At 69.4% G+C, this 22,710-nt stretch carries 19 protein-coding genes; 11 read left to right on the forward strand and 8 right to left on the reverse strand.

What is annotated here, in order from left to right; genetic code table 11:
• Positions 1-1,613, reverse strand: a 1,613-nt coding sequence (locus QBJ89_RS09685) for a recombinase family protein (RefSeq protein ID WP_277980313.1), incomplete at its 3' end; no start/stop codon positions are given.
• 552 nt (positions 1,614-2,165) lie between these two features.
• On the opposite strand from QBJ89_RS09685, the gene QBJ89_RS09690 reads away from it, so the two are divergent.
• Together QBJ89_RS09690 and QBJ89_RS09695 are read left to right on the forward strand one after the other, a co-directional pair.
• Positions 2,166-2,456, forward strand: coding sequence for a DUF1778 domain-containing protein (locus tag QBJ89_RS09690; protein WP_277980314.1), 291 nt, complete (start codon positions 2,166-2,168; stop codon positions 2,454-2,456).
• Complete coding sequence (locus QBJ89_RS09695; RefSeq protein WP_277980315.1) at positions 2,453-2,944, forward strand: GNAT family N-acetyltransferase; 492 nt, start codon at positions 2,453-2,455, stop codon at positions 2,942-2,944. Before QBJ89_RS09690 ends, QBJ89_RS09695 begins: the two co-directional genes overlap by 4 nt.
• Before the next feature lie 128 nt (positions 2,945-3,072).
• On the opposite strand, the gene QBJ89_RS09700 is transcribed toward QBJ89_RS09695, so the two are convergent.
• Positions 3,073-3,450 (reverse strand): hypothetical protein, encoded by a 378-nt coding sequence (locus tag QBJ89_RS09700; RefSeq protein WP_277980316.1) that lies wholly within the window; start codon positions 3,448-3,450, stop codon positions 3,073-3,075.
• Between QBJ89_RS09700 and QBJ89_RS09705 the strand changes: the two genes are divergently transcribed.
• The 4 genes from QBJ89_RS09705 (at position 3,449) to QBJ89_RS09720 (ending at position 8,134) form a co-directional block, all read left to right on the forward strand.
• Positions 3,449-4,219 carry an ATP-binding protein gene (locus QBJ89_RS09705; protein WP_277980441.1) on the forward strand — a complete coding sequence of 257 codons (771 nt, stop codon included), beginning with the start codon at positions 3,449-3,451 and terminating at the stop codon, positions 4,217-4,219. The two genes, QBJ89_RS09700 and QBJ89_RS09705, sit on opposite strands and share 2 nt — an antisense overlap.
• Before the next feature lie 269 nt (positions 4,220-4,488).
• Positions 4,489-4,743: a hypothetical protein gene (locus QBJ89_RS09710; protein ID WP_277980317.1), complete on the forward strand. Its 255-nt coding sequence runs from the start codon at positions 4,489-4,491 to the stop codon at positions 4,741-4,743.
• A gap of 303 nt (positions 4,744-5,046) precedes the next feature.
• Positions 5,047-5,772 (forward strand): LuxR C-terminal-related transcriptional regulator, encoded by a 726-nt coding sequence (locus tag QBJ89_RS09715; protein ID WP_277980318.1) that lies wholly within the window; start codon positions 5,047-5,049, stop codon positions 5,770-5,772.
• 19 nt (positions 5,773-5,791) lie between these two features.
• Positions 5,792-8,134, forward strand: a complete 2,343-nt coding sequence (locus QBJ89_RS09720; RefSeq protein WP_277980319.1) for a GumC family protein — start codon at positions 5,792-5,794, stop codon at positions 8,132-8,134.
• Positions 8,135-8,183: 49 nt separating this feature from the next.
• Here QBJ89_RS09720 and QBJ89_RS09725 read toward each other — a convergent pair whose 3' ends face one another.
• The 4 genes from QBJ89_RS09725 to QBJ89_RS09740 form a co-directional block, all read right to left on the reverse strand.
• The gene (locus QBJ89_RS09725; RefSeq protein WP_277980320.1) at positions 8,184-9,356 is read right to left on the reverse strand and encodes a deoxyguanosinetriphosphate triphosphohydrolase; all 1,173 of its coding nucleotides are present in this window, start codon (positions 9,354-9,356) and stop codon (positions 8,184-8,186) included.
• A complete protein-coding gene (locus tag QBJ89_RS09730) occupies positions 9,353-11,557 on the reverse strand; it encodes an SPOR domain-containing protein (protein WP_277980321.1) in 2,205 nt (734 codons plus the stop codon). The genes QBJ89_RS09725 and QBJ89_RS09730 overlap by 4 nt, the downstream gene beginning before the upstream one ends.
• A 163-nt stretch (positions 11,558-11,720) precedes the next feature.
• Positions 11,721-12,374: a PAS domain S-box protein gene (locus QBJ89_RS09735; RefSeq protein ID WP_277980322.1), complete on the reverse strand. Its 654-nt coding sequence runs from the start codon at positions 12,372-12,374 to the stop codon at positions 11,721-11,723.
• A 168-nt stretch (positions 12,375-12,542) separates the two neighbouring features.
• A complete protein-coding gene (locus QBJ89_RS09740; RefSeq protein WP_277980323.1) occupies positions 12,543-13,367 on the reverse strand; it encodes a class I mannose-6-phosphate isomerase in 825 nt (274 codons plus the stop codon).
• 116 nt (positions 13,368-13,483) lie between these two features.
• Between QBJ89_RS09740 and QBJ89_RS09745 the strand changes: the two genes are divergently transcribed.
• From QBJ89_RS09745 to QBJ89_RS09755, 3 genes are all read left to right on the forward strand, one after another.
• On the forward strand, positions 13,484-14,482 hold the full coding sequence (locus tag QBJ89_RS09745) for an outer membrane protein assembly factor BamD (protein WP_277980324.1): 999 nt from the start codon (positions 13,484-13,486) through the stop codon (positions 14,480-14,482).
• A 63-nt stretch (positions 14,483-14,545) separates the two neighbouring features.
• A complete protein-coding gene (recN, locus tag QBJ89_RS09750; protein WP_277980325.1) occupies positions 14,546-16,201 on the forward strand; it encodes a DNA repair protein RecN in 1,656 nt (551 codons plus the stop codon).
• A 145-nt stretch (positions 16,202-16,346) separates the two neighbouring features.
• Positions 16,347-17,294: a cation diffusion facilitator family transporter gene (locus QBJ89_RS09755; RefSeq protein WP_277980326.1), complete on the forward strand. Its 948-nt coding sequence runs from the start codon at positions 16,347-16,349 to the stop codon at positions 17,292-17,294.
• A 95-nt stretch (positions 17,295-17,389) separates the two neighbouring features.
• On the opposite strand, the gene QBJ89_RS09760 is transcribed toward QBJ89_RS09755, so the two are convergent.
• Positions 17,390-17,677, reverse strand: coding sequence for a hypothetical protein (locus tag QBJ89_RS09760; protein ID WP_277980327.1), 288 nt, complete (start codon positions 17,675-17,677; stop codon positions 17,390-17,392).
• A gap of 177 nt (positions 17,678-17,854) precedes the next feature.
• Between QBJ89_RS09760 and argS the strand changes: the two genes are divergently transcribed.
• Both argS and QBJ89_RS09770 read left to right on the forward strand, forming a co-directional pair.
• A complete protein-coding gene (gene argS / locus QBJ89_RS09765) occupies positions 17,855-19,579 on the forward strand; it encodes an arginine--tRNA ligase (protein ID WP_277980328.1) in 1,725 nt (574 codons plus the stop codon).
• The gene (locus QBJ89_RS09770) at positions 19,579-20,307 is read left to right on the forward strand and encodes an SPOR domain-containing protein (protein WP_277980329.1); all 729 of its coding nucleotides are present in this window, start codon (positions 19,579-19,581) and stop codon (positions 20,305-20,307) included. Before argS ends, QBJ89_RS09770 begins: the two co-directional genes overlap by 1 nt.
• A gap of 160 nt (positions 20,308-20,467) precedes the next feature.
• Here the strand turns inward: QBJ89_RS09770 and uvrB are convergent, their stop codons facing one another.
• Positions 20,468-22,651, reverse strand: coding sequence for an excinuclease ABC subunit UvrB (gene uvrB / locus QBJ89_RS09775; protein WP_277980330.1), 2,184 nt, complete (start codon positions 22,649-22,651; stop codon positions 20,468-20,470).
• Positions 22,652-22,710: the final 59 nt, after the last annotated feature.

Genomic DNA, 22,710 nt, shown 5'->3' on the forward strand with positions numbered 1-22,710 from the left:
GATCCTTGCGATAGCAAGCCATTCAAAACCCCGGCCTCCGACAGGAAGCCGGGGTTTTTCTTGTTTGCAGCAAACCGCAGGATGCCGGCGAGGTCGCCCCGCAGCACGATGCGCAGCTCGCCGTTCTCGGGGACGAGCGTCACCTGATCGACGAGCGTGCGGAACAGTTCCGCAGCCTCTGCGCGACCGTCTTCCGTTCGGAGGCTGTCGTAGAGCTTCGCCACCCGCTGCCGGTACAGTTCCGCCATGTTCGGATGCAGCAGGGGCGGGGGCTCCTGCGCATCCGCAAGGAACGCCGTCAGTTCGGCCTTCCGGCCCTCCAGAGTTTCGATCTTCGCCTTGAGCTTGAGGGGCGGAATGCCGGCCACGATCGCATCGATGGCCTTGTCCAGTTCACGATCGGTGCGCTCCAGCTCGCGGCGCTTGGCGCCGAGGTCGGCGCCACGCTCGATCCGCAGCCGGTTCACCGCGCGAGTGAATTCGGCACAGAACTCGCGGAATAGCTCCGGCTCCATCAGGTGCATGCGCAGCCGGCTCAGGATCGACGCTTCCAGCGCGTCGCGGCGGATGTTGACGCGGTTGTCGCAGGTCCCCTTGTTGCGCGCCGTGGCGCAACCGAGCAGGTCCTTCGAGATCATCGCGTAGCCGCCACCGCAGCAACCACACTTTACCGGGCCGGCAAGCAGGTGCTTCGGCCGGCGCCGTTCGTTGAGCGGGTTTGCACCCAGTTCGTCCGGCTCGTAGACGAGAGACCTCTGCCGAGCCTTCACTGTTTCCCATGTCTCCTGATCGACAATGCGATAGGCCGGCACGTCCTGCACGATCCACTCGCTCTCCGGGTTGAGCCGCGACACGCGCTTGCCCGTGTCGGGGTCCTTCACGTAGCGGAGCCGGTTCCACACCAGCCGGCCGATATAGAGTTCGTTGTTGAGGATGCCGACGCCACGCTTCGGATTGCCGTGGATGGTAGACGGTCCCCATTGCGAACCCTGCGGCCCGGGCACGCTTTCGCGGTTCAGCTCGAACGCGATCGTGCGCGACGACTTGCCGGCGAGATAGTCCTTGAAGATCCGACGGACGACGGCAGCCTCGGCCTGATTGATCGTCCGGTCGCCGCGGATCGGCTGACCCTGGGCATCGAAGGTCTTCACCACATCGTAGCCGAAACACAGGCCGCCGCCGGACTTGCCGTCCTCGACCCGGCCGCGTAGGCCGCGGCGGATCTTGTCGGCCAGATCCTTGAGGTAGAGCGCGCCCATCGTGCCTTTGAGGCCGATGTGCAATTCGCTCACCTCGCCTTCGGACAGGGTGACGATCGCGATGCCGGCGAAGCGCATGCGCTTGTACAGGCCGGCGATGTCCTCCTGGTCGCGTGACAGCCGGTCGAGCGATTCGGTCAGGATCAGGTCGAAGCGCTTCCGCAAGCCGTCTGCGATCAACTCCTGCATGTCCGGCCGCAGCAACGACGCGCCGCAGATCGCGCGGTCGGTGTAGCTGTCGATCACCGTCCAGCCTTCGCGCTCGGCGCGGGCCCGGCAGAGCCGGAGCTGGTCCTCGATCGAGGCGTCGCGCTGGTTGTCGGACGAGTAGCGAGCGTAGAGCGCGACCTTCATGCGGCGACCACCTCAATCGATGAGGCGGTCGCGCGTCCGGCTGACCGTCTCGGCGTTGACGAATTCCCGCGCCGCCTGTCGGGCGAGGAGCCGGACGAGGGCGACGAGGCGGGGATCGGACGCAAGCGATACCGCGGGCGCAGGCGCAGTTCCAGGCCGTTCCGAGACCAGGCGGACAGTATCGGCCGTGATGTTTCGCTGCCTTGGCAAGGTTCGACCGCCGTTTCCACGCGCAGAATGGCGCGCGACGACGATGATGAGCCGAAATCTCCAGCAATCAAGAGCATCATCTCAAGCATCTCAATGCATTATAGCGTAGTATGAAGGGCTTTATCGTGCTGCGGAAAGCGCGGCGTGGCGATAGCGCAGCAGAATGTAGTCTAAAAAAATTTTGTGAGCGGTCCTCTGGCCGGGCGGGCTCCTTCCGCCGCTGGTCGATGTCGGATGCTGCTCTTATAATTTGCCATCCGTCCCCATCGCTGCCGTTGAAGGATCGTAGTGACATTGACACTACGGCATCGTGGGCATATTTGCGAGCAAAAAGGTCGAACCATGCCCACACCGAACACAGTCTCCGGCAAGCGCGAGACCCTCAACCTCCGCATCAAGCCCGAAGAGCGGAGTCTCATCGACCGCGCCGCCAAGGCGCGGGGGAAGAATCGTACCGACTTCGTGCTCGACGCCGCACGCCAGGCGGCTGAGGAAGCCTTGCTGGACCAGACGATCATCTCCGCCAGTCCGGAAGCCTATGCGGCGTTCCTGGCCCGTCTGGACATGCCGCCGCAGCCGAATGAGCGCCTTCGCAGGACGATGCAGACGCCGGCTCCCTGGGAGAAGGCATGACGGTCTCGGCGCCGGAGCCGCTGACGGCTGACCATGACGTCGAAAGCTTCGCATCAGGGGTGGACGGTCTGGATCGATGGTTGAAGCGACGCGCCCTGAAGAATCAGGCGACCGGTGCGTCGCGCACTTTCGTCGCCTGTCAGGGCCGGCGGGTCCTGGCCTATTACGCTCTGGCATCGAGTGCAGTCGCCATGGATGCCGCGCCGGGCCGCTTCCGGCGCAACATGCCGGACCCGATTCCTTTAGTCGTTCTCGGTCGGCTTGCCGTCGATCGGTCGGAGCAGGGCAAGGGACTTGGCCGCTACCTCGTCAGGGATGCGGGCCAGCGCGTCATTCAGGCTGCCGATACGATCGGGATTCGCGGGATCCTAGTGCATGCGCTTTCGCTGGACGCCAAAGCCTTCTACGAGCGGATTGGCTTCGAACCGTCGCCCCTCGATCCAATGATGCTGGTCGTGACTCTCAGCGACCTGAAAGCGAGCCTGTGAGACATTGTCTGGATGCAATGCAACGGTCGGCCGCACAGCACGAGAGCCACGCCAGCGACACTGCATGACATCTGCCAGACCTTGCGTCTTCGCTTGTGCTTGCCGGGGCGCGGCAACGTCAGAACTGCTCAAGGAGCGTTCAGCCATCTCTCCCGCAAGGCACGGCGGGCATAGTAGCTCACGATCAGATCCGCTCCGGCCCGCTTCATTGCCAGCAGGCTTTCACGGACCGTCTCACCCTCGTCAATGGCATTGGCTTCCGCCGCGAACCTGATCATCGCGTACTCGCCGCCGACCTGATAGCAGGCGAGGGGCAACAGCGTACGGTCCCGCAAGCGTGTGAGCACGTCCAGATAGGGAAGGCATGGCTTGACCATCAGGATGTCTGCGCCTTCGGCCTCATCGAGCAGCGATTCCAATAGGGCCTGCCGTCCGTTGGCGGCGTCCATCTGGTAGGAAAGCCGATTCCCTTTCAACTCACAACCCGCCGCGCTCGCGGGTGCCATCGTCAACGCCGACCGCAACCAGTTCGAGAGTGCGGTGCTCAACCTCGTCATCAACGCGCGTGACGCCATGCCCAGCGGCGGGACGCTGTCGCTCCTACCGGCGATCGTCGACGGCCTGCCCGCGGTGCGTGGTCACGGCGGTGCCGAGGGGCGTTTCGTCGCTCTGCGCGTCAGCGACACCGGCAGCGGCATAGCGCCCGATGTGCTGGAAAAGATCTTCGAGCCCTTTTTCACGACCAAGGAGGTCAATCAGGGGACCGGACTGGGGCTCAGCCAGGTGCATGGTTTCGCCAAGCAGAGCGGGGGCGAGATCGACGTCCACAGCGAGCTCGGGATCGGAACGGCCTTCACGCTCTATCTTCCGCTCGCCCGTGGTGTCGTTCCGGTCGCTGCGTCACCGTCACGGATCGACACGCGGCCGCTCCCGTTGCGTCGGGTCCTGCTGGTGGAGGACAATGAGGCGGTCGGGCAGTTCGCGCGCGGGCTGCTCGAGGAGCTCGGCCAGACCGTCACCTGGAGCTTGAACGGGGGGGCGGCACTCGAGCTGCTCGAACGCGCGCACGACGAGTTCGATCTCGTCTTCACCGACGTGATCATGCCGGGCATGAGCGGGCTCGATCTGGCGCGCGCGGTTCGGGCACGCTGGCCCGCGCTGCCCGTGATTCTGACCACCGGCTACAGCCACGCTTTGGCCGCCGAGCAGGATCATGGCTTCGCGCTGTTGCGTAAGCCCTACTCGCTCGACGGGCTCGCCGGCATCCTCGTCTGACGGGTTCGCGCGTCCCGAAGGGTTAATCGCTCGTAGCCGTTGACGCTCGCCGACGTGCGGCGCAGCCTTCGCCCTCGTCTCACCAGAACGCGACGGGACATGCGCGCGCCACGCTTCCTACGACCGATCGAGCCGCATCCGCAGCGGCGATCCCACCCCGCTGCGGCACGGCGAAGCGCCGCCCTCGCCGCAAGGTACGACGCGGGTCTCGGCGAATGATCATTTGCTTCGATCCGTCTCGCGGCGTCGCCCCGGGGGCACCCCGGACGATGATCGTTCGCGCCGGCGAGTGGACGATCGCGATCGTCCGACGCGAGTCGTCGCTGGATCGGCGCGCGGCGCGCTGGGTGATCGCCGAGGCGTTCGGCTATCTCGCCGGCGACGAGGGACTCGCCTTCGCCACCTTATTTCACGCGAGATGCTGGTTCATCTGCCGGCTCGCGCAATCCGGCCGATCGCTGCTGCGGGGTCAGACCGAGCCGGTGCCCCGATCGACCGCCGGTGGATCACGCGCCCTGCATTAATGCGGTCGAGCAAATTTCTACCACTTACGGAGTACCACCTTAATCAAAGTGGTGACCCAGATCATCTATGAAGAGACTTGCTACTCCGAGAGCTAACATGTGTGTGTAACAAGCGATTGTCCATACCGCCTCCGAAACGGTCATGGGATTACTCCGCCTGTCCTGATTTGGGTCAATTGTAACTTTGCCGCCGTTCACTTGTTCGCCCTCGAATTATATTACGTCGGCAGGGCGTGACATTGCACACATCGATCGTGGGGGCGGTGCGGGAGACACTGGACGATCGGCTCGTGGGGGGAGCAAATGAGCGGACGGATCGGCCTGTTGATTGTGTCGCCGAATGAGATCGAGGGCGAGGGACTGCGTCGACTGCTCGGGGGAGAGCGGTTCGACGTGATCGCTGTGGCACGCAGCTGCGCGGCAGCGTGCGATGCCGCCGTGCCCGATCTGGTGCTGCTGCGCGCACCGCCTGGCGAGGCGACGGGGATGTGCCGCGAGGCGCGCGCGCGCTGGCCGCAGGTTCGCCTCGCGGTGATGGCGCGGGCCTGCGAAAGCGCCGCCGTGGCGGAGGCGATCCAGGCGGGGGCGGACGGTTACCTCAGCATCGAGACATCGGTCGCGGGATTGACCGAGATGCTCAAGCTGATCGTGCTGGGCGAGAAGCTGGTGCCGTCGCAGGTGGTCAATGAGCTTGCCTCGCTGCGGCTGGAAGCGGGCACGGTGGAGCCCGAGATCGACCTGGGCGACGTCAACGTGTCCGAGCGCGAGCTCGAGATCCTGCAAGGGCTCATCCAGGGCGAGCCCAACAAGGTGATCTCGCGGCGGCTCTCGATCACCGAGGCGACCGTCAAGGTCCACGTCAAGTCGATCCTGCGCAAGCTGCACGTGCTGAACCGCACCCAGGCTGCGGTCTGGGCGCTCAGCCGCGGGCTGGCGCAGCCGAGCGACGGCGCGGTGTCACCGCGCATCGCCGCGGCGGCCGAACCGCGCGCGCGCGATCGCGCGCCGACACACGAGATGCAGCTCTAAAAAGCCGAAGGGGGCTCCGATGCGCGAACTCAGCACGCCCGGCCCGGCGCCGGCGATGATGCGTCACGGCGAGATCGACTCTGGCGAGGGAAGTGGGGGCGAGAGGAGCTGGAGCGAGCGCGACTGGACGGATCCGCGCGCGGCGCATCCCGGTACCCGGTCAGGGTATCTCAACGTCGCCTCCATCGTGCGCATTCTTTACCGGCGCGCCGCGCTGATCGCGCTGGTGGTGCTGCTCGGCGTCGCGGCGGCGCTGTTCGTCGTGCTGCGGACTACGCCGGTGTATAGTGCGACCGCGACGATCATCGTCAAGCCCGACGACGCCAATACCAATGTCGCCGCCTTGCCGACCGCGATCGTGAGCCCCAGCCAGGAGACCGCGATCGAAACCAAGGTCGAGCTGCTCCAGTCGCGCAACCTGGCGCGCGAGGTGGCCGCGACGCTGCGCCTGGCGGATGATCCCGAGTTCGCGCCGCCGCGCGACGCCCGCCCGGGCCTGCTCGACCGGCTGCTCGGCTGGCTCAACCCGCCGAGCGTCACCGCCGCGGTCACGCCCAAGGCGATCGAGCGCGCGCGCAACGAGGCGGTGGTCGACCGGCTGATCGAGCGCCTCGACGTCAGCCGCGTCGCGCGATCGAGCATGATCAACATCACCGCTTCCTCCGCCGACCCGCGCAAGGCCGCGCAGATCGCCAATCGGGTCGCGGACACCTACATCAAGTCGCAGATGGCGGAGTCGACTGACTCGCGCGTCGCCACGATCGATGATCTCAGCGCGCGCCTGGCGCAGTCGCGCGACGCCGCGGTGGCGGCGGACCGCGAGGTGGCCGCTTTCCGCAAGTCGCACGGCCTGCTCGTGTCGCAGCCCGAGCTCGGCGCTGCGGCGAGCGCGTCGCAGCTCGCCGGGCTGGTCGGCCAGACGCGGGCCGACGGTATCGCCGAGGCGCGCCGTGCGCTGGCGGGGGGCTCGGCCACCTCGCCGCTGCTTGCTGGCCTGCGCGAGCAGGAGGCAACGCTGGCGCGGCGCCAGAGCGAGCTCACCGGCTTCTACGGGCCGGGCTATCCCGAGGTCGCCAAGGTCAACGCCGAGATCGCCGCGCTGCACACACGGATCGATCAGGAGAGCGCACGCATCCGCACCGACCTCGCCGCGCAGGCGGGAGCGAGTCAGGCGCGCGCCGCGGCGATGGCGGCGAGCGCGTCCGGCATCCGCGGCGCCGCGCTGGCGCAGGGCGCTGCCGCGGTGCAGCTGCGCGAGCTGGAGCGCCGGGCGGAGACCGCCAACGCGCTGTACAGCTCCGTGGCGGCGCTGCTCAACGGCAAGCTCAGTCTCGACCCGCAGACCAAGGCGGACATCGCGGTGGTGTCGCGCGCGCCGATCCCGGACTCGCCGAGTTCGCCGCTGCCCAAGCAGGCGCTCGGCATCGCGCTGCTCGCCTCGGCAGCGCTCGGCGCGGTGCTGGCGCTGGTCGTCGAGATGATGGACATCAAGCTGCGCACCGCCGAGCAGGTCGAGCGGCTGCTCGGCGTGCGCACGCTGGCGATGGTGCCCGACACGCGGCTGGAGGATGGTTCGGGCGCGGCGAGCCACGATCTCGTCAACCAGCGGCCGCGCTCGCGCTTCGCCGAGGCGATGCGCAACCTGCTGATCGAGCTGGAGGGGCGCCGCACCAGCCAGTCGCACGTGGTGGTGATCACCTCGCCGCTGGAGGCGGAGGGCAAGAACACGATCGCCAAGAGCCTCGCCGCCACCGCGACGCGCGTCGACCAGCGTGTGGTGGTGGTCGACTTCGACCTGCGCCGTCCCGAGCTCGCGCTCGGCAGCGCCGCGCCGGGCGAGGTGCCGCAGACCGGCGTGGTCGCCTATCTCGCGGGCGACGCCTCGTTCGACCAGCTCAGCGTCTCGCACGAGGGGCAGCCGTTCGCCTCGCTCGGCGCGGGGCAGGCGCCGCTCGACCCCGGCGCGCTGCTGAGCTCGCCGCGACTGCCGCGCCTGATCGCGCAGCTGCGCGAGCACTATAGCCTCGTCATCCTCAACGCCCCGCCGATCCTGCCGGTGCGCGATGCCAAGATGCTCGCCGACGTGGCCGACTCGACGTTGCTGGTGCTGCGCTGGGGCAAGACCGATCCCGAGGCGGCGCGGGTCGCGGTGCAGGTGTTCGGCCGCTCGATTACCGGCGCGGTGATCAACATGGTCGACGTCGCCGCGCATGCCGGGCGGCGCTACGGCGACATGATCCACCATGTCGCTCGCTCGTCGAGCTATTACGACCGCGCCATGCCGCGGCGCGGCTGGCGTCGCGTGAGCGGCGGCGCACGCCGGCTCGCGGCCAGCGCGGCGACGACGCTGCATCTGAACTGATCTCGCGACCAGGGAGGAGAGGGCTGCCTCAACCTGGGGCCGACCCGGCTCAGAAGCCCTCGGGCAGGTCGATCGCGCCGACCACCTCGCGGTAGCGCGCGATCGCGTAGCGGTCGGTCATGCCGGCGATGAAGTCCGCGATGTGGCGGGTGATGCCGGGCTCGTGCTCGGGAAGGCGCGCGCGCCACTCCTCCGGCAAGCGCGCCGGATCGTCGCGATAGGCCGCGAACAGCCCCGCGACCACCTGCGCGGCCGCGCCCGCCGCGGCGAGCTGGCGCGGGTGATGGTAGAGGTTGGCGTACATGAAGCGCTTCAGCTCGCGCTCGGCGGTCGCCATCGCCGGCGAGAAGGCGATCAGCGCCTGCCCCGCGGCGCGGACCTCCGCGACGTTCGTCACGCCGGCGGCACCGATCCGATGCCGCGACTCGGCGATGAGGTCGTTGACCATCGCGCCGATCTGGCTGCGGATCAGCTCGCCGGCGAGGCGCGCGCGCGGCACATCGGCGAAGCGAGCGGCGACCCGGTCCCACCCCTCGGCGACCAGCGGCACCGCCATGATCTGCTCGAGCGTGAGCAGACCGGCGCGCAGCCCGTCGTCGATGTCGTGATTGTCATAGGCGATGTCGTCGGCGAGCGCGGCGACCTGCGCCTCGAGCGAGGCATATGAATCGAGCGCGAGCGCGGCTTCCGCGTCCGCCTCGGCCAGTGCCCAGCCGGGGCGGCGCACCGGTCCGTTGTGCTTGGCCAGCCCCTCGAGCGTCTCCCAGGTGAGATTGAGACCGGGCCAGCGCGGATAGGGGCGCTCGATCCGCATCAGCGTCCGCAGCGTGTGGCCGTTATGGTCGAAGCCGCCGTGCGCGTGCGTCGCCGCGCGTAGCGCGTCCTCCCCGGCGTGGCCGAATGGCGGGTGGCCGATGTCGTGCGCGAGGCACAAGGCCTCGGTGAGGTCCTCGTTAAGCCCGAGCGTGCGCGCGATCGTGCGGCCGATCTGCGCCACCTCCAGGCTGTGAGTCAGCCGCACGCGGAAATGGTCGCCGTCGGGTGCGAGGAAGACCTGGGTCTTATGGCGCAGCCGGCGGAAGCTGATCGAGTGGATGATACGGTCACGGTCGCGCTGGAAGGCGTCGCGCGGGCCGCGGTCGCCCGAGTCCTCGCGGTGCAGCCGGCCGCGGCTGCACGCCGGGTCGGACGCCCAGCGCGCGCGATGGGGGGAGTCGCTCACTGGTCGTCGAGCCGGGATACCTTCTGGCCCGCCTCGCTGGTGAAGGTGAAGGCGGAGAGCCCCTGCTTGGCCAGCGTGTTGACCATCGCGCGTGCCTCCGCCTGGGTCTTGAACGGCCCCGTGACGACGCGATTGGTGGCGCGCATCGGCGTCGTATAGGCGCGCTTCCCCGCCAGCGCCGGCGCTTTGCCCTGCGCGGACTTCCACGCCTTGCCGAGATCGCCGGGGTTGGCCCCGCCGGCGACCTGGACCCAGATTCGTGCGGTGTCCTCGCGCTCGGCCTTCGCCGCCGCCTTGGCCGGGTCCTTGGTGTCGCGCTTGCCGCGCTTGCCGACCGGTGCCTCGTCCTCGTCGCTGTTCTTCTTGGCGGCGAGCTTCCTCTCGCTCGTCCCCTTCTTGGCGACCCCCTTGGCGGGCGGCTCGTCGTCGATCGTGGCGCGGCTGCGCGCGCCCTTTTTGCCGACCGGCGCCTCGTCCTCCTCGACAGCCTGCGGCTTGCGCTTATCGGCGGCGGCGAGCTGCCGGCTCCGCGCGCGCGTCGGCCCGGCCGGCTCCTCGACGGCGACGTCGCGCGTGGTCACGCGCTTCGCCGCGGCGAGCCGCTGACGCTTCTGCTCGTCGGTGGCAGCGTTGCGCTCGGCCGCCTCCGCCGCTTCGTCAAGCGAGGCGCCGGTCGGGGCGGGCGGCGCCGCGACCGCGACGACCCGCTGCGTACCCGGCATCGGCGCGACACCGAGCTCGGCGCCCGGCACTGAAATGCCGGCGACGATGCGCGCGAGGATCGAGTCCTCGCCGGGTCGTGGGGGCGTCGGACGCGCGGCGGCCGTCGCCGGTATGGGCGAGGGCGCGGCGGCGACGGCGCGGGTCGCCGCGGGTGCCATTGTCGGCGTGGGTCGTACGTAGGTTGGCGCTGCCGCGGCGACCTGCACGCCAGCGGTCGGGTTCGAGGCGCTCGGCGTCGGCGTGGCGGCGGCCGAAACGCTCGACACGGCGGCGGGGGGCGTTCGCGCGATCGCGGGCGCGACGCTGGCGGCGCTGAGCGGCGCCGCGGACGCGATCGGCGCTCGCGCCGCGCTGGCGGGCGCCGCCGAGGCCAGCTGCGTCGTGCTCGCGGTTGCGGTCGTTGGCACCGACCGCAGCGACGCGGCGGCGACTTGCTGCGGGGGCGTCGGCGTCGCGGGTATCACGGGCCGCGCGGCGATCTGCCGGCCGGCAGGCGCCGCCCGCGCGGCGAGCTGGCGCTGGCGCTCGGCTTCTTTCAGGCGGCGGCGTTGCTCGCTGCGCGACAGCGGCTTCTCCGCCACCGGCGCGGGCGCCACGGTGGCGACCTCGACCCGGCGCGGCGCATAAGGGTCGGCGCCGAGCACGGGCAGCACCGGCATCATGCGAGCGTCGGCGAGCCGCGCCGGAGTCGGTGCCACCTCGCCGAAATGCACCGCGAAGGCGCGGTCGGCGGCGTTCAGTGTCGGCAGCCGCTGGAAGAAAGCGGCGAGCCCCTGCGCCATGCCCGGCGGCATCATCCCGGTGGCGATGCGGTTCGCCCCCGAGACGTCGCCGCCCATTGCAAGGATAAACGCGCGCGCGCGCCATGCGCCGCGGTCGGAGCGGCGCAGCAGCGTGTCAATTTCCGCCAATGCCTCCTGCTGCCGCCCCGAGATGCCGAGCGACAGCGCGTACCGGCGGCGGATCTCGTCGAGCTCGTCGCCCTGCGCGCCACCCTGCGCCAGCGCCAGTCGATAGTCGCGCTGGGCCCGCTCCTGCTCGCCGATGAGGTCATAGGCGAGACCGCGATCGTCGGCGTAGCGTGCCATTGCCGCGCCGTAGCGCTGCGCCTCGTCGAAATAGCGCAGCGCCTCGCCGGGCCGCTCGCCGTTGACCAGGATCCGCGCGATCCCGCCTTTCACGCGCGCGTTGCGCGGATCGATCGCCTCGGCGCGCTTGTACAGCGCCGCGGCCGCGGTGGCGTCACCCAGCCTGAACGACAGCTCGCCGGCCTCGACCAGCGCGGAGAGGTCGCGCGGTGAGGCGCCGATGCGGCGCACCAGCTCCGCAAGCCGGTCGGCCTCCGGGTTGGCAGCAGGCATGATCGCCTGCGCGCGCGCTGCCGTCACGGGCGCGGCGGCGAGCGCGACGGCGAGCGCCAGCGGCGCAAGGGCGATGGCGAGCGTGCGTCCCGGTCGCGGGCGAGGGACGTCGGTCATGCGAACTTCTCCCCGCCCGCGATGCGGCGGGCGGACTGGCTGAGGCCCGTCGCCGGGCCGGGGCGCCGTCTAGACCGGGTGGCGGCTGAACCGGCAATGACGCCGCCAGCGGTGCTGCGATAAAGCGCGCCGGCCCGGCGACGAGCCGAGCCGGACGCGACGCTCAGATCTTCTCGGCCGCGGCGAGATAGTCCCACATCTGCTTGCTACCCTCGCTCGTGAGCCGCAGCAGCACGCGGCGGCGGTCGACGGGATCGGCATCGCGGCACACCAGCCCGCGCTCGACCAGCATCGTGATCTGGCGCAGCGCGGTGGTGAGCGGCGCCCCCGACGCGAGAGCCGCGCTGGTGGTGTAGGTCTGGCGATTCGCCAATTCCTGGACGAACAAATCGAGCAGCAGGTCGAAGGCGGGCTCGCCGAACATCTCGCCCTGGAAAAAATGCGAGCGCAGCCGCCGCTTGGCGAGGATTCGCTCGGCCGCGACGCGAAGGAGCCGGCGCTGGTCCTCGATCCGCGGGGCATCCAGCACCTCGACCGTGGCGAGCTGGCGCAGCTTGGTACCGGTGTGGAACAGGCTGACGTGGTTGGTCACCCAGATAGCGCTACCGTCAGCAGCGATGTACCTTTTGGTGATCGCATAAGGCTCGCCACCGGCGAGCAGCGCGTCCGAGCGCTGGCGATTGATGGTGCGATCGTCCTGGTGCGTGAATTCAAGGACGCTGCGACCGACGAGCATGTCACGCCCGAAACCCAGCATCGCGACATAATCGTCGTCGGCGTCAACGACTCGCATGTGCTCGTCGACGAGACAACTCATCAGGCTACGCGACGCCGCGCGATCCATCGCGTCCATCCCCGTGTTCGTGCCGCGATCGCGGGCTGATGCACATCGCTAACATGAATGATGCGGGAATGGAGCGAAGAAGATTTACTATGGATCAAGTTCAGGAGCTTAGCCTATGTTAGCGGCGCTCCTGAAGCGCCCTCACAGCCGTCGCTGTCCGGGGTAGGCGAAGAGCAGGTCGGCGTCATTCGACGCGTGCAGCTGCTCATGCCCCGTAACGGTGACGCACTCGCCGGCCTTCCACTCGACACCGGCGACCACGCCCTCGCCGCGGATCGGGACGAGCCAGCCGGTCGTGCCCTCGGGCAGCGCGATCTCGCGGGCGCCGCCGGTCCAGCGCTCCAGCACGAACTTGGGGCCCTCGACCAGGATGGTACGCCCGGGCGCGACCTCGCCGGGCGAGGGATAATCGACATAGGGCTCGAGGTCGGCGACCACGACGCCGTCGTCGAGGTGCAGCTCACGCGGCCGTCCGTAATCGAACAGGCGATAGGTCGTGTCGGAGTTCTGCTGCACCTCGATCAGCGTCAGGCCGGCGCCGATGGCGTGGATCACGCCCGAGTGCGAGTAGAAGAAGTCGCCCGCTTTCACCGGCTTCCAGTCGAGCTTGTGCTCCAGGCTGCCGTCCTCGGCGCTGGCGCGAAGCTCCTCGCGCGTGATCGGCTGGAGCGGGCCGAGCGCGATGGTCGAGTCGGGTTCGGCGGCGAGGATGGTCCAGCACTCGTCCTTGCCGCGCGGCAGGCCGCGCTTCTGCGCCTCCTCGTCGGAAGGATGGTCCTGCACCGACAGTTTCTCGCTGGTGAAGAGATATTTGATCAGCAGCTCCGACTGTTCCGGATGGGGCGACTGGAACCAGATCTCGCCGATCGGCTCGGCATCTGGCGCGGGATCGGGGAAACCGGGAAACAGGTGATGCCGGCCCCAGGGCTTCTCGACGCGCTTGGTGGCGAGCAGGGTGGCGGGCATGCGGACTCCTTGGGTGCGAGCAGATCGAGCGGCGACAACGTATCGTGCGCGCGGCGTGTTGCGTCCGCGTGAAAGCCGTTGTTCGTCGCGACCTCCTTAAGCTAAGAGCCGGGTCGATGCGTACCCCCCTTTTCCGCTCCCCCTCCGTCCGGCCGCTCGCGCTCGGGCTCGTCGCCGCGCTGGCGCTGCCGGTCGCCGGCTGTGCGGGCAAATCCAACCGGGCCGATCTGCCCTATGTCGCGCGCGACGTCGGCACGCTCTATTCCGCCGCCAAACAGCGGCTCGACCAGGGGCGATACAAGGAGGCGGCGGCGCTGTTCGACGAGGTCGAGCGGCAGCACCCTTACTCGGTCTGGGCGCGACGCGCGCAGCTGATGGGTTCGTTCAGTTATTATCTCAACCGCGACTATACCCAGGCGATCCAGGGCGCGCAGCGCTTCCTCTCGGTCCACCCCGGCAACCGCGACGCGCCGTACGCTTATTACCTCGTCGCGATGAGCTATTACGAGCAGATCAACGACGTGACGCGCGACCAGAAGATCACCTCGCAGGCGCAGGACGCGCTCGGCGAGCTGACCCGGCGCTATCCCAACACGCGCTACGCCGCCGACGCGCGGCTCAAGATCGACCTGGTGCGCGACCATCTCGCCGGCAAGGAGATGGAGATCGGTCGTTTCTACGAGCGGCGCCGGCAGTGGCTCTCCGCCACGCTGCGCTTCCGCCGTGTCGTCGACGAATATCAGACCACCACGCACGCGCCCGAGGCGCTGATGCGGCTGACCGAGACCTATCTTGCGCTCGGCGTCCGTCCCGAGGCGGAGAAGGCCGCCGCGGTGCTCGGCGCCAATTACCCAGGCAGCGAATGGTATCAGCGCGCCTTCAAGCTGATGCGGGAATATCCCGCCAAGCCGCTGACGCCCCTCGCGCCGGGCGAGCTGGTCGTGCCGGTGGCGACTCGGCCGAGCGTGCCGGGCGAGGCGACCGCCGCGCCGCCCCGTGCCGAGGCGCCCGCGCCGACGACGCCGACCACCACCGGCGGCGACAATCCCTCCGGCAGCACCGCCCCCGGTGCGGTCACCGATACGCCCGCGACCACGCCGAGCGGGCCGCAATAAGCGGTCGCCGCGGAACAGAAGGGGTAAACAGGCGCACGATTCGCCGCTAAGGAGCGCAGGCCGATGCTGACCGCGCTATCCATCCGTGACGTCGTGCTGATCGAGGCGCTCGAACTGGAGTTCGGCGCCGGCCTCGGCGTGCTCACCGGCGAGACCGGCGCGGGCAAGTCGATCCTGCTCGACGCGCTGGGGTTGGCGCTCGGCCGCCGCGGCGAGAGCGGGCTGGTGCGCAGCGGCGCGAGCCAGGCGGTGGTGACCGCCAGCTTCGACGCGCCGCCCGCGGCGACGGCGCTGCTCGCCGACAACGGCCTGGAGCTCGAGCCCGGCGAAGCGCTGATCATCCGCCGCATCGTCAAAGCCGACGGCGGCAGCCGTGCCTTCGTCAACGACCAGCCCGCGTCGGCGGCGCTGCTGCGCGAGCTCGGCGCGCTGCTGGTCGAGATCCACGGCCAGCACGACGATCGCGGGCTGCTCGCCGCGGCGGGGCACCGCGCCCTGCTTGACGCGTACGCCCGCGGCAATACCCGTGCAGTGGCCGAGGCGCACGTAGCGTGGCGCGCCGCCGAGCGCGCGCTGGAAGAGGCGCGCGACGGCATCGCCGCGGCCCAGCGCGACCGCGAGTGGCTCGAATATTCCGTCGCCGAGCTCGTCGCGCTCGCGCCCGAGCCGGGCGAAGAGGAGACTCTGGCCGAGCGGCGCCGCTCGATGCAGCGTGCCGAGAAGGTGGCGGACGACCTGGGCGCAGTGACCGATCACCTCGACGGCGGCGACGGCGCGCTGACCCATCTGCGTCAGGCCGCGCGCGTGCTCGAGCGGATCGCCGAGGACCATCCCGCCCTCGCCGACGCGCTGGCGGCGGTCGATCGCGCGCTGATCGAGGGCAGTGCCGCCGAGGAGCGGCTGCGCGAGGCCGCCGCGGCCTTGTTGTACGACCCGCGCCAGCTCGAGGACGACGAGGCGCGGCTGTTCGAGCTTCGCGCGATGGCGCGCAAGCATCGCGTCCAGCCCGACGAACTCGCCGCGCTGGCGGGCGATCTGGCGGCGCAGCTCGAGCGGCTCAATGCCGGGGAGGAAGGGCTGACCGGCCTTGAGCGCGCGGTGACGTCGGCGCGCGCTCGCTACGAGGCCGCCGCCGCCGAGCTGACCGCGACGCGCGCCGCGGCGGCGACCCGGCTCGACGCCGCGGTGGCGGACGAACTGGCGCCGCTGAAGCTCGACGCCGCACGCTTCCGCACCGTGGTCGCGCCGCTGGCGGAGAGCGACTGGTCGGCGGCGGGGCGCGACCGGGTCGAATTCGAAATCGCGACGAACCCGGGCGCGCCGTTCGCCGCGCTCGCCAAGATCGCCTCGGGCGGCGAGCTGTCGCGCTTCATCCTGGCGCTCAAGGTGGCGCTGGCGCAGGAGGGTGGCGCCACCACGATGATCTTCGACGAGATCGATCGCGGCGTCGGCGGCGCGGTGGCGAGCGCGATCGGCGAGCGGCTGGCGCGGCTGGCGCAGGCGACCCAACTGCTGGTGGTGACGCACAGCCCGCAGGTGGCGGCGCGCGGCGCGACGCATTGGCTGATCGCCAAGTCGAGCGACGGGGTGGTGACGCGCACCGGCGTGCGGCCGCTCGACGCGGCCGAGCGCCGCGAGGAGATCGCGCGCATGCTGTCGGGCGCGACCGTGACCGACGAGGCGCGCGCCCAGGCGGAGCGGCTGCTCGAGACGGCGTGAGGGTCGAGTGGCGAGGTAAGCTGAACTACCCCTGCCGGGGAGGATCCGGTCGCTGAGCCACGTTCGGTTGCCCTGCTGGTATCTTGACTCCGAGCATCACCGCGCCGCTGGCGCGCGCTGCCCCCGTGATGGTAGACGCCCCCGCATGGGCCACGGTCACCACCACGCGCACGCGCATCATCACCACGATCACGAGTCGCACGGCCACCATCACCACGCCCCGCCCGAGCGCTGGGACCGAGCATTCGCGATCGGCATCGGACTCAACCTCGCCTATGTCGTCGCGGAGGGTGGCGCCGGGCTGATCCTGGGGTCGATGGCGCTGCTCGCCGACGCCGGGCACAATCTCTCCGACGTGCTCGGCTTGGCGGTGGCCTGGGGCGGCGCGACGCTGGCGCGGGCGGCGCCGTCGAAGCGCTTCACCTACGGGCTGAAGGGCTCGACCATCCTCGCCGCGCTCGCCAACGCGCTGCTGCTGCTGGTGGCGATCGGCGCGATCGCGCTGGAGGCGGTGCACCGCTTCGGCGCGCCTCAGCCGGTGCCGGGGCTCACCGTCTCGCTCGTCGCCGGCGTCGGGATCGCGGTCAACGCGATCACCGCCTGGCTGTTCGCGCGCGGGCGCGAAGGCGACGTCAACATCCGCGGCGCCTATCTCCACATGCTCTCCGACGCGGTCGTGTCGGCGGGCGTGGTCATGGCGGGGATCGCGCTTTACTACACCGGCTTCGGCTGGATCGATCCGGCGGTGAGCCTGGTCATCGCGGCGGTGATCTTCTGGCAGACCTGGGGACTGCTGCGCGAGACCGTGGAGATGGCACTGGCCGCGGTACCGCGCGGGATCGACTATGACGGGGTCAGCGCCGCGCTCGCCGGTTTGCCGGGCGTGGCTGCAATCCACGATCTGCATATCTGGCCGATGTCGACGACCGAGCCGAGCCTGACCGCGCATCTCTGCATGCCGGGCGGTCACCCGGGCGACGGCTTTCTTCATTCCGCGCAGGACATGCTGCACGCGCGCTTCGGGATCGGGCACGCGACGCTGCAGGTGGAAACCGGGGCGCCATGTGGGCTGGCGGACGAACGGACGGTGTAAACGAATGCGGCGCGCTCAGCGAAAAGCGCGCCGCCTCGGTCGGGAGATCAACAGATAACAGGCCGCTCATGCCGGAGAGGCGAGCGGCTAGCCGCTCAGTTGGCGGCGCCGGCGACGTTGGTGGGCAGCGGCTGCGCGGCGCGGAACGAGACCGGCACGCCGTTCGCCTGGCCCGAGACGCGGTCGCCGTTGACGACCAGGCGGAAGCGGCCACCGCGGCCGACCTCGCGGCCCTCGATGACGGTGCGCGCTGAGTCGAGCGAGCTGGTGGTGTAAACATAGGTGTGGCCGTCACGGGTGAAGCTGCGCTCGGCCGGGGCGGCAGTCGCGGCGGTGGCGGTCAGCGTGGCGGCAGCAGCGGCGAGGATCGTGGCAGTGCGCATGAACATTGCTCCAGGCTGGGGGGCGAGTGCCCGATTGATGCGTCGCAGCATGAATGGTGCACCGCAACATGCGCAACTGAGTGATTCGCAAACGTGATTGCAGTGATTGCACCCGTGGTGTGCATCACCCCTCGCGCTTTTGCGTCACCCCCGCGCATCGGCTAAGGCGCCGCGCCTATGACGCTCTTTACTCGCTTCGCCGCTCACCTCGACGCCGCGCTCGACGCGCTCACCGACGCCGGCACGCTGCCCGCCGGGCTCGATCGCCGCAACGTCACGGTCGAGCCGCCGCGCGATCCCAGCCACGGCGACCTCGCGACCAACGCCGCGATGGTGCTCGCCAAGCCCGCCGCGACCAACCCGCGCGCGCTCGCCGAGGCGCTGGCGGGCGAGCTGCGCGCGCTGCCCGACGTGGCCGAGGTGAGCGTGGCCGGGCCCGGCTTCATCAACCTGCGTCTGCGCGACGACGTGTGGCGCGGCGAGATCGGCGCGATCCATGCGGCGGCGGCGGATTATGGTCGCTCGACCGGCGGCGAGGGCATCACGGTCAACATCGAATATGTCTCGGCCAACCCGACCGGCCCGATGCACATGGGCCATTGCCGCGGCGCGGTAGTGGGCGACGCGCTCGCCAGTCTGCTCGAGTTCGCCGGGCACAAGGTGGTGCGCGAATATTACGTCAACGACGCGGGCGGGCAGGTCGACGTGCTCGCGCGCTCGGCGCACCTGCGCTACCGCGAGGCGCTCGGCGAGGAGGTCGGCGCGGTGCCTGAGGGGCTGTATCCGGGCGACTATCTCGTCCCGGTCGGGCGCGCGCTCGCCGACGAATTCGGCGACCGCTACGCCGCCGCGCCCGAGGGCGAGTGGCTCGCGTTGTTCCGCGCGCGCGCAGTGGCGGCGATGCTGGTGCTGATCCGCGAGGACCTCGCGCTGCTCGGTATCCACCACGACCTGTTCTCGTCCGAAGCGGAGCTGCAGGCGGCGGGCAAGCCCGAGGCCGCCGAGGCGTGGCTGCGCGCGCGCGACCTCGTCTATGACGGCGTGCTCGAGGCGCCCAAGGGCGAGACGCCGGAGGATTGGGAGCCGGTCGAGCTGCCGCTGTTCCGCTCGAGCCGCTTCGGGGACGACCAGGACCGGCCGATCAAGAAGTCGAACGGCAGCTGGACCTATTTCGGCGCCGATCTCGCCTATCACTTCCAGAAGGCACAGGACGCCGACCAGCTGATCGACATCTGGGGCGCGGATCACGCCGGTACGGTCAAGCGCATCCAGGCCGCTGTTGCGGCGCTGACGGAGGGCAAGACCCGCTTCGACGTCAAGCTGGTGCAGATGGTGCGGCTGCTGCGCGGCGGCGAGCCGGTCAAGATGTCGAAGCGCGCGGGCAATTTCGTCACGCTCGCCGACGTGGTGCGCGAGGTCGGCAAGGACGTGGTGCGCTTCACCATGCTGACGCGCCGTTCCGACGCGCAGATGGACTTCGACTTCGCCAAGGTGGTCGAGGCGTCGAAGGAAAATCCTGTGTTTTACGTGCAATATGCGCACGCGCGGGTGCACTCGCTGCACCGTCGCGCGGCCGAGGCGGGGATCAGCAATGCGGCCGATCTGTCCCGGCTTGATACGGAGGAGCTGGCGCTGGTGAAGCGCGCGGCGCAGTTCCCGCGCGTGGTCGAGACCGCCGCGGCGGCGCGCGAGCCGCACCGCATCGCCTTCTATCTCTATGATCTGGCGGCCGAGTTTCATGCGCTGTGGAATGTCGGCAACGATCGGCCGGAGCGCCGCTTCCTCGTCCCGGAGGATGCTCAGGTCACCGCCGCGCGCTTGTCCTTGGCGGCCGCGATCGGCCAGATTATCCGCAACGGCCTCGCCATCATGGGCGTGGAGGCGGTCACGGAGATGCACTGATGTCGAGGTCTGGGTCGTTCGCGCGCGGCGACGAGGACCGGCTGCCCTGGCTCGAGACGGTCGAGCCCGACGAGCCCGACGGCGCACCGGTCGGCCGGGTCGTGCTGCTCGTGCTGCTGGGGCTGGTGGTGCTCGGCGCGGTGCTGTTCGGCCTCTACCATTATCAGCGCGGCGCGAGCGGCGAGGGCGCGCTGATCGCCGCGCCCGCGGGCGACTACAAGATCCGCCCCGACGAGCCCGGCGGGCTCAAGGTGGAGGGCGAGGGCGATTCGGCGATCGCGGCGAGCGCGGGCAGCAACGGTGCGGCGGCGATCGATCTCTCCGCCGTGCCCGAGGCGCCGATCGCGCGGCCGAGCGCTGTGCCCAGCGCGACACCGACACATGGCGGTGGCGCACCCTCGGTCAGCGCGGCGGTGCCGCAGGCGGCGGCGCCGCTGCGCGTGGCCCGACCCGTCGCCGCGCCGGTGCCGCGCGTGCCGGGGGCGGGGACGGGCGGCGCATTGGTCCAGCTCGGCGCCTTCCCGACCGAGGCGGCGGCGAACGTCGCCTGGAGCGCGATCGCCAAGCGCTTCGGCTATGTCGCCGCACTGGGCAAGGTGGTGCAGCCGGCGACGGTCAACGGGCGCAGCGTCTACCGGCTGCGCGTCAACGCCGGCAGCGCGGGCAATGCGGCGAACCTCTGCGGCCGGCTCAAGGTCGCGGGCGAGGCCTGTTTCGTCACGGGGTGAGGGGAGACGAAGGCGGCCTCGCTCGTAAGGTTCGCGTCATCCCGGCCCTGAGCGGAGATACATGTCTCCGCGAGAACAGCGGCCGGTCCAGACGCGGCACGATGGATCCCGCCTCAAGGCCGGGATGACGGTCTTGCTAGCGCGAAGAGCGTAGACAACGTCACCTCTTCCCGAACTTGCGCTGAGTCTTGCCGAAGCGCGTCTTGCGCGTCCCCGGCTTGCCCTCGTTCGAGCGACCCATCAGCGGTGCCTTGTGCTGCTCGACCGGCAGGCCGAGCTCCTCCTGCTCGAGCTGACGGATCTCGTCGCGCAAGCGTCCGGCTTCCTCGAACTCGAGGTCCGACGCGGCCTTGCGCATCTTCTTCTCGAGCTCCTCGATATAGGCGCGCAGGTTGTGGCCGACCATGTGCGGCCGCTCGTCGTCGATCTCGACGGTGACCTGGTCCTTTGAGGCGACGTGCGCGATGATGTCGCCGATGTTGCGGCGGATCGTCGTCGGCGTGATGCCGTGCTCGCGGTTGTACGCCTCCTGCTTCTCGCGGCGGCGCGCGGTCTCGTTCATCGCGCGCTCCATGCTGCCGGTGATCCGGTCGGCGTAGAGGATCACGCGCCCGTCGACGTTGCGCGCGGCGCGCCCGATCGTCTGGATCAGCGAGGTCTCGGACCGCAGGAATCCTTCCTTATCGGCGTCGAGGATCGCGACCAGCCCGCACTCGGGGATGTCGAGCCCCTCGCGCAACAGGTTGATGCCGATGAGCACGTCATAGACCCCGAGCCGAAGGTCGCGGATCAGCTCGATACGTTCCAGCGTCTCGACGTCCGAGTGCATGTAACGGACCTTGATCCCCGCCTCGTGCATGAACTCGGTGAGGTCCTCCGCCATCCGCTTGGTCAGCGTGGTGACGAGCGTGCGATAGCCCTTCTCGGTGGTGGCGCGGCACTCGACGATCAAGTCCTGCACCTGCTCCTCGACCGGCTTGATCTCGACCGGCGGGTCGATCAGCCCGGTCGGGCGGATCACCTGCTCGGCGAAGACGCCGCTGGCCTGCTCCATTTCCCAGCTGCCCGGGGTCGCCGAGACGCAGACGGTCTGCGGACGCATCGCGTCCCATTCGTTGAAGCGCAGCGGCCGGTTGTCGATCGCCGAGGGCAGGCGGAAGCCGTACTCGGCGAGCGTGATCTTGCGGCGATGGTCGCCGCGCGACATGCCGTTGATCTGGCCGATCGTCTGATGGCTCTCATCGACGAAGAGCAGCGCATTCTCGGGCAGATACTCGAACAAGGTGGGCGGCGGCTCGCCGGGCAGGCGGCCGGTGAGGAAGCGGCTGTAATTCTCGATGCCGTTGCAGCTGCCCGTCGCCGCGATCATCTCGAGATCGAAGTTGGTGCGCTGCTCCAGCCGCTGGCGCTCGAGCAGCTTGCCCTCGATCTCCAGCTCCTTGAGCCGCTCGCTCAGCTCGTGGCGGATCGCCTCCGCGGCCTGCTTCATCGTCGGCCCGGGCGTGACATAGTGCGAGTTCGCGTAGATCCGCACCGAGTTGAGCGAGGCGTTCTTCTTGCCGGTGAGGGGGTCGAACTCGACGATCTCCTCGATCTCGTCGCCGAAAAAGGACACGCGCCAGGCGCTGTCCTCATAGTGCGACGGGAAGACCTCGAGAGTGTCGCCCTTGACGCGGAAGTTGCCGCGCTGGAACGCGGCGTCGTTACGCTTGTACTGGAGCGCGACCAGCTTGCGGACGATCTCGCGCTGGTCGACGCTCTGGCCTTTCTTCAGATCGAAGATCATCGCCGAATAGGTCTCGACCGAGCCGATGCCGTAGAGGCACGAGACAGAGGCGACGATGATGACGTCGTCGCGTTCGAGCAACGACCTCGTCGCCGAGTGGCGCATCCGGTCGATCGACTCGTTGATCGAGCTCTCTTTCTCGATGTACGTGTCGGAGCGCGGGACGTACGCCTCGGGCTGGTAATAATCGTAGTAGCTGACGAAGTACTCGACCGCGTTTTCGGGGAAGAAGCTCTTGAACTCGCCGTACAGCTGTGCGGCCAGGATCTTGTTGGGCGCGAGGATCAGCGCGGGGCGCTGCATCTCCTCGATCACCTTCGCCATGGTGAAGGTCTTGCCCGAGCCGGTGACGCCGAGCAGTACCTGGTCGCGCTCGCCCGCCTTCGCCGCATCGACCAGCTCGCGGATCGCGGTCGGCTGGTCGCCCGAGGGTTCATACTCGCTGACGAGGGTGAAGCGACGACCGCCCTCGACCTTCTGCGGGCGGTTGGGACGGTGCGGGACGAAGTCGGTGCCGGTCTCCGGCTCGGCAAGGGACGTGCGGATCTGGATCGCCATGCCGCTGATATGGGCGCGGGAAGGGGCGGGGGAAAGGGTGTGGCGTCGTGATCGATCCT

It is taken from the genome of Sphingomonas phyllosphaerae (assembly GCF_029623345.1).
Classification (GTDB): Bacteria; Pseudomonadota; Alphaproteobacteria; order Sphingomonadales; family Sphingomonadaceae; genus Sphingomonas; species Sphingomonas phyllosphaerae_C.

Coding starts and splice junctions, on each gene's coding strand:
- QBJ89_RS09740 (WP_277980323.1), bottom strand. CDS start 13,367: ATGCCCGCCACCCTGCTCGCCACCAAGCGCGTCGAGAAGCCCTGGGGC.
- QBJ89_RS09730 (WP_277980321.1), bottom strand. CDS start 11,557: ATGACCGACGTCCCTCGCCCGCGACCGGGACGCACGCTCGCCATCGCC.
- QBJ89_RS09755 (WP_277980326.1), top strand. CDS start 16,347: ATGGGCCACGGTCACCACCACGCGCACGCGCATCATCACCACGATCAC.
- QBJ89_RS09735 (WP_277980322.1), bottom strand. CDS start 12,374: ATGAGTTGTCTCGTCGACGAGCACATGCGAGTCGTTGACGCCGACGAC.
- QBJ89_RS09690 (WP_277980314.1), top strand. CDS start 2,166: ATGCCCACACCGAACACAGTCTCCGGCAAGCGCGAGACCCTCAACCTC.
- QBJ89_RS09745 (WP_277980324.1), top strand. CDS start 13,484: ATGCGTACCCCCCTTTTCCGCTCCCCCTCCGTCCGGCCGCTCGCGCTC.
- QBJ89_RS09720 (WP_277980319.1), top strand. CDS start 5,792: ATGCGCGAACTCAGCACGCCCGGCCCGGCGCCGGCGATGATGCGTCAC.
- uvrB (WP_277980330.1), bottom strand. CDS start 22,651: ATGGCGATCCAGATCCGCACGTCCCTTGCCGAGCCGGAGACCGGCACC.
- QBJ89_RS09770 (WP_277980329.1), top strand. CDS start 19,579: ATGTCGAGGTCTGGGTCGTTCGCGCGCGGCGACGAGGACCGGCTGCCC.
- recN (WP_277980325.1), top strand. CDS start 14,546: ATGCTGACCGCGCTATCCATCCGTGACGTCGTGCTGATCGAGGCGCTC.
- QBJ89_RS09700 (WP_277980316.1), bottom strand. CDS start 3,450: ATGGCACCCGCGAGCGCGGCGGGTTGTGAGTTGAAAGGGAATCGGCTT.
- argS (WP_277980328.1), top strand. CDS start 17,855: ATGACGCTCTTTACTCGCTTCGCCGCTCACCTCGACGCCGCGCTCGAC.
- QBJ89_RS09760 (WP_277980327.1), bottom strand. CDS start 17,677: ATGCGCACTGCCACGATCCTCGCCGCTGCTGCCGCCACGCTGACCGCC.
- QBJ89_RS09710 (WP_277980317.1), top strand. CDS start 4,489: ATGATCGTTCGCGCCGGCGAGTGGACGATCGCGATCGTCCGACGCGAG.
- QBJ89_RS09715 (WP_277980318.1), top strand. CDS start 5,047: ATGAGCGGACGGATCGGCCTGTTGATTGTGTCGCCGAATGAGATCGAG.
- QBJ89_RS09695 (WP_277980315.1), top strand. CDS start 2,453: ATGACGGTCTCGGCGCCGGAGCCGCTGACGGCTGACCATGACGTCGAA.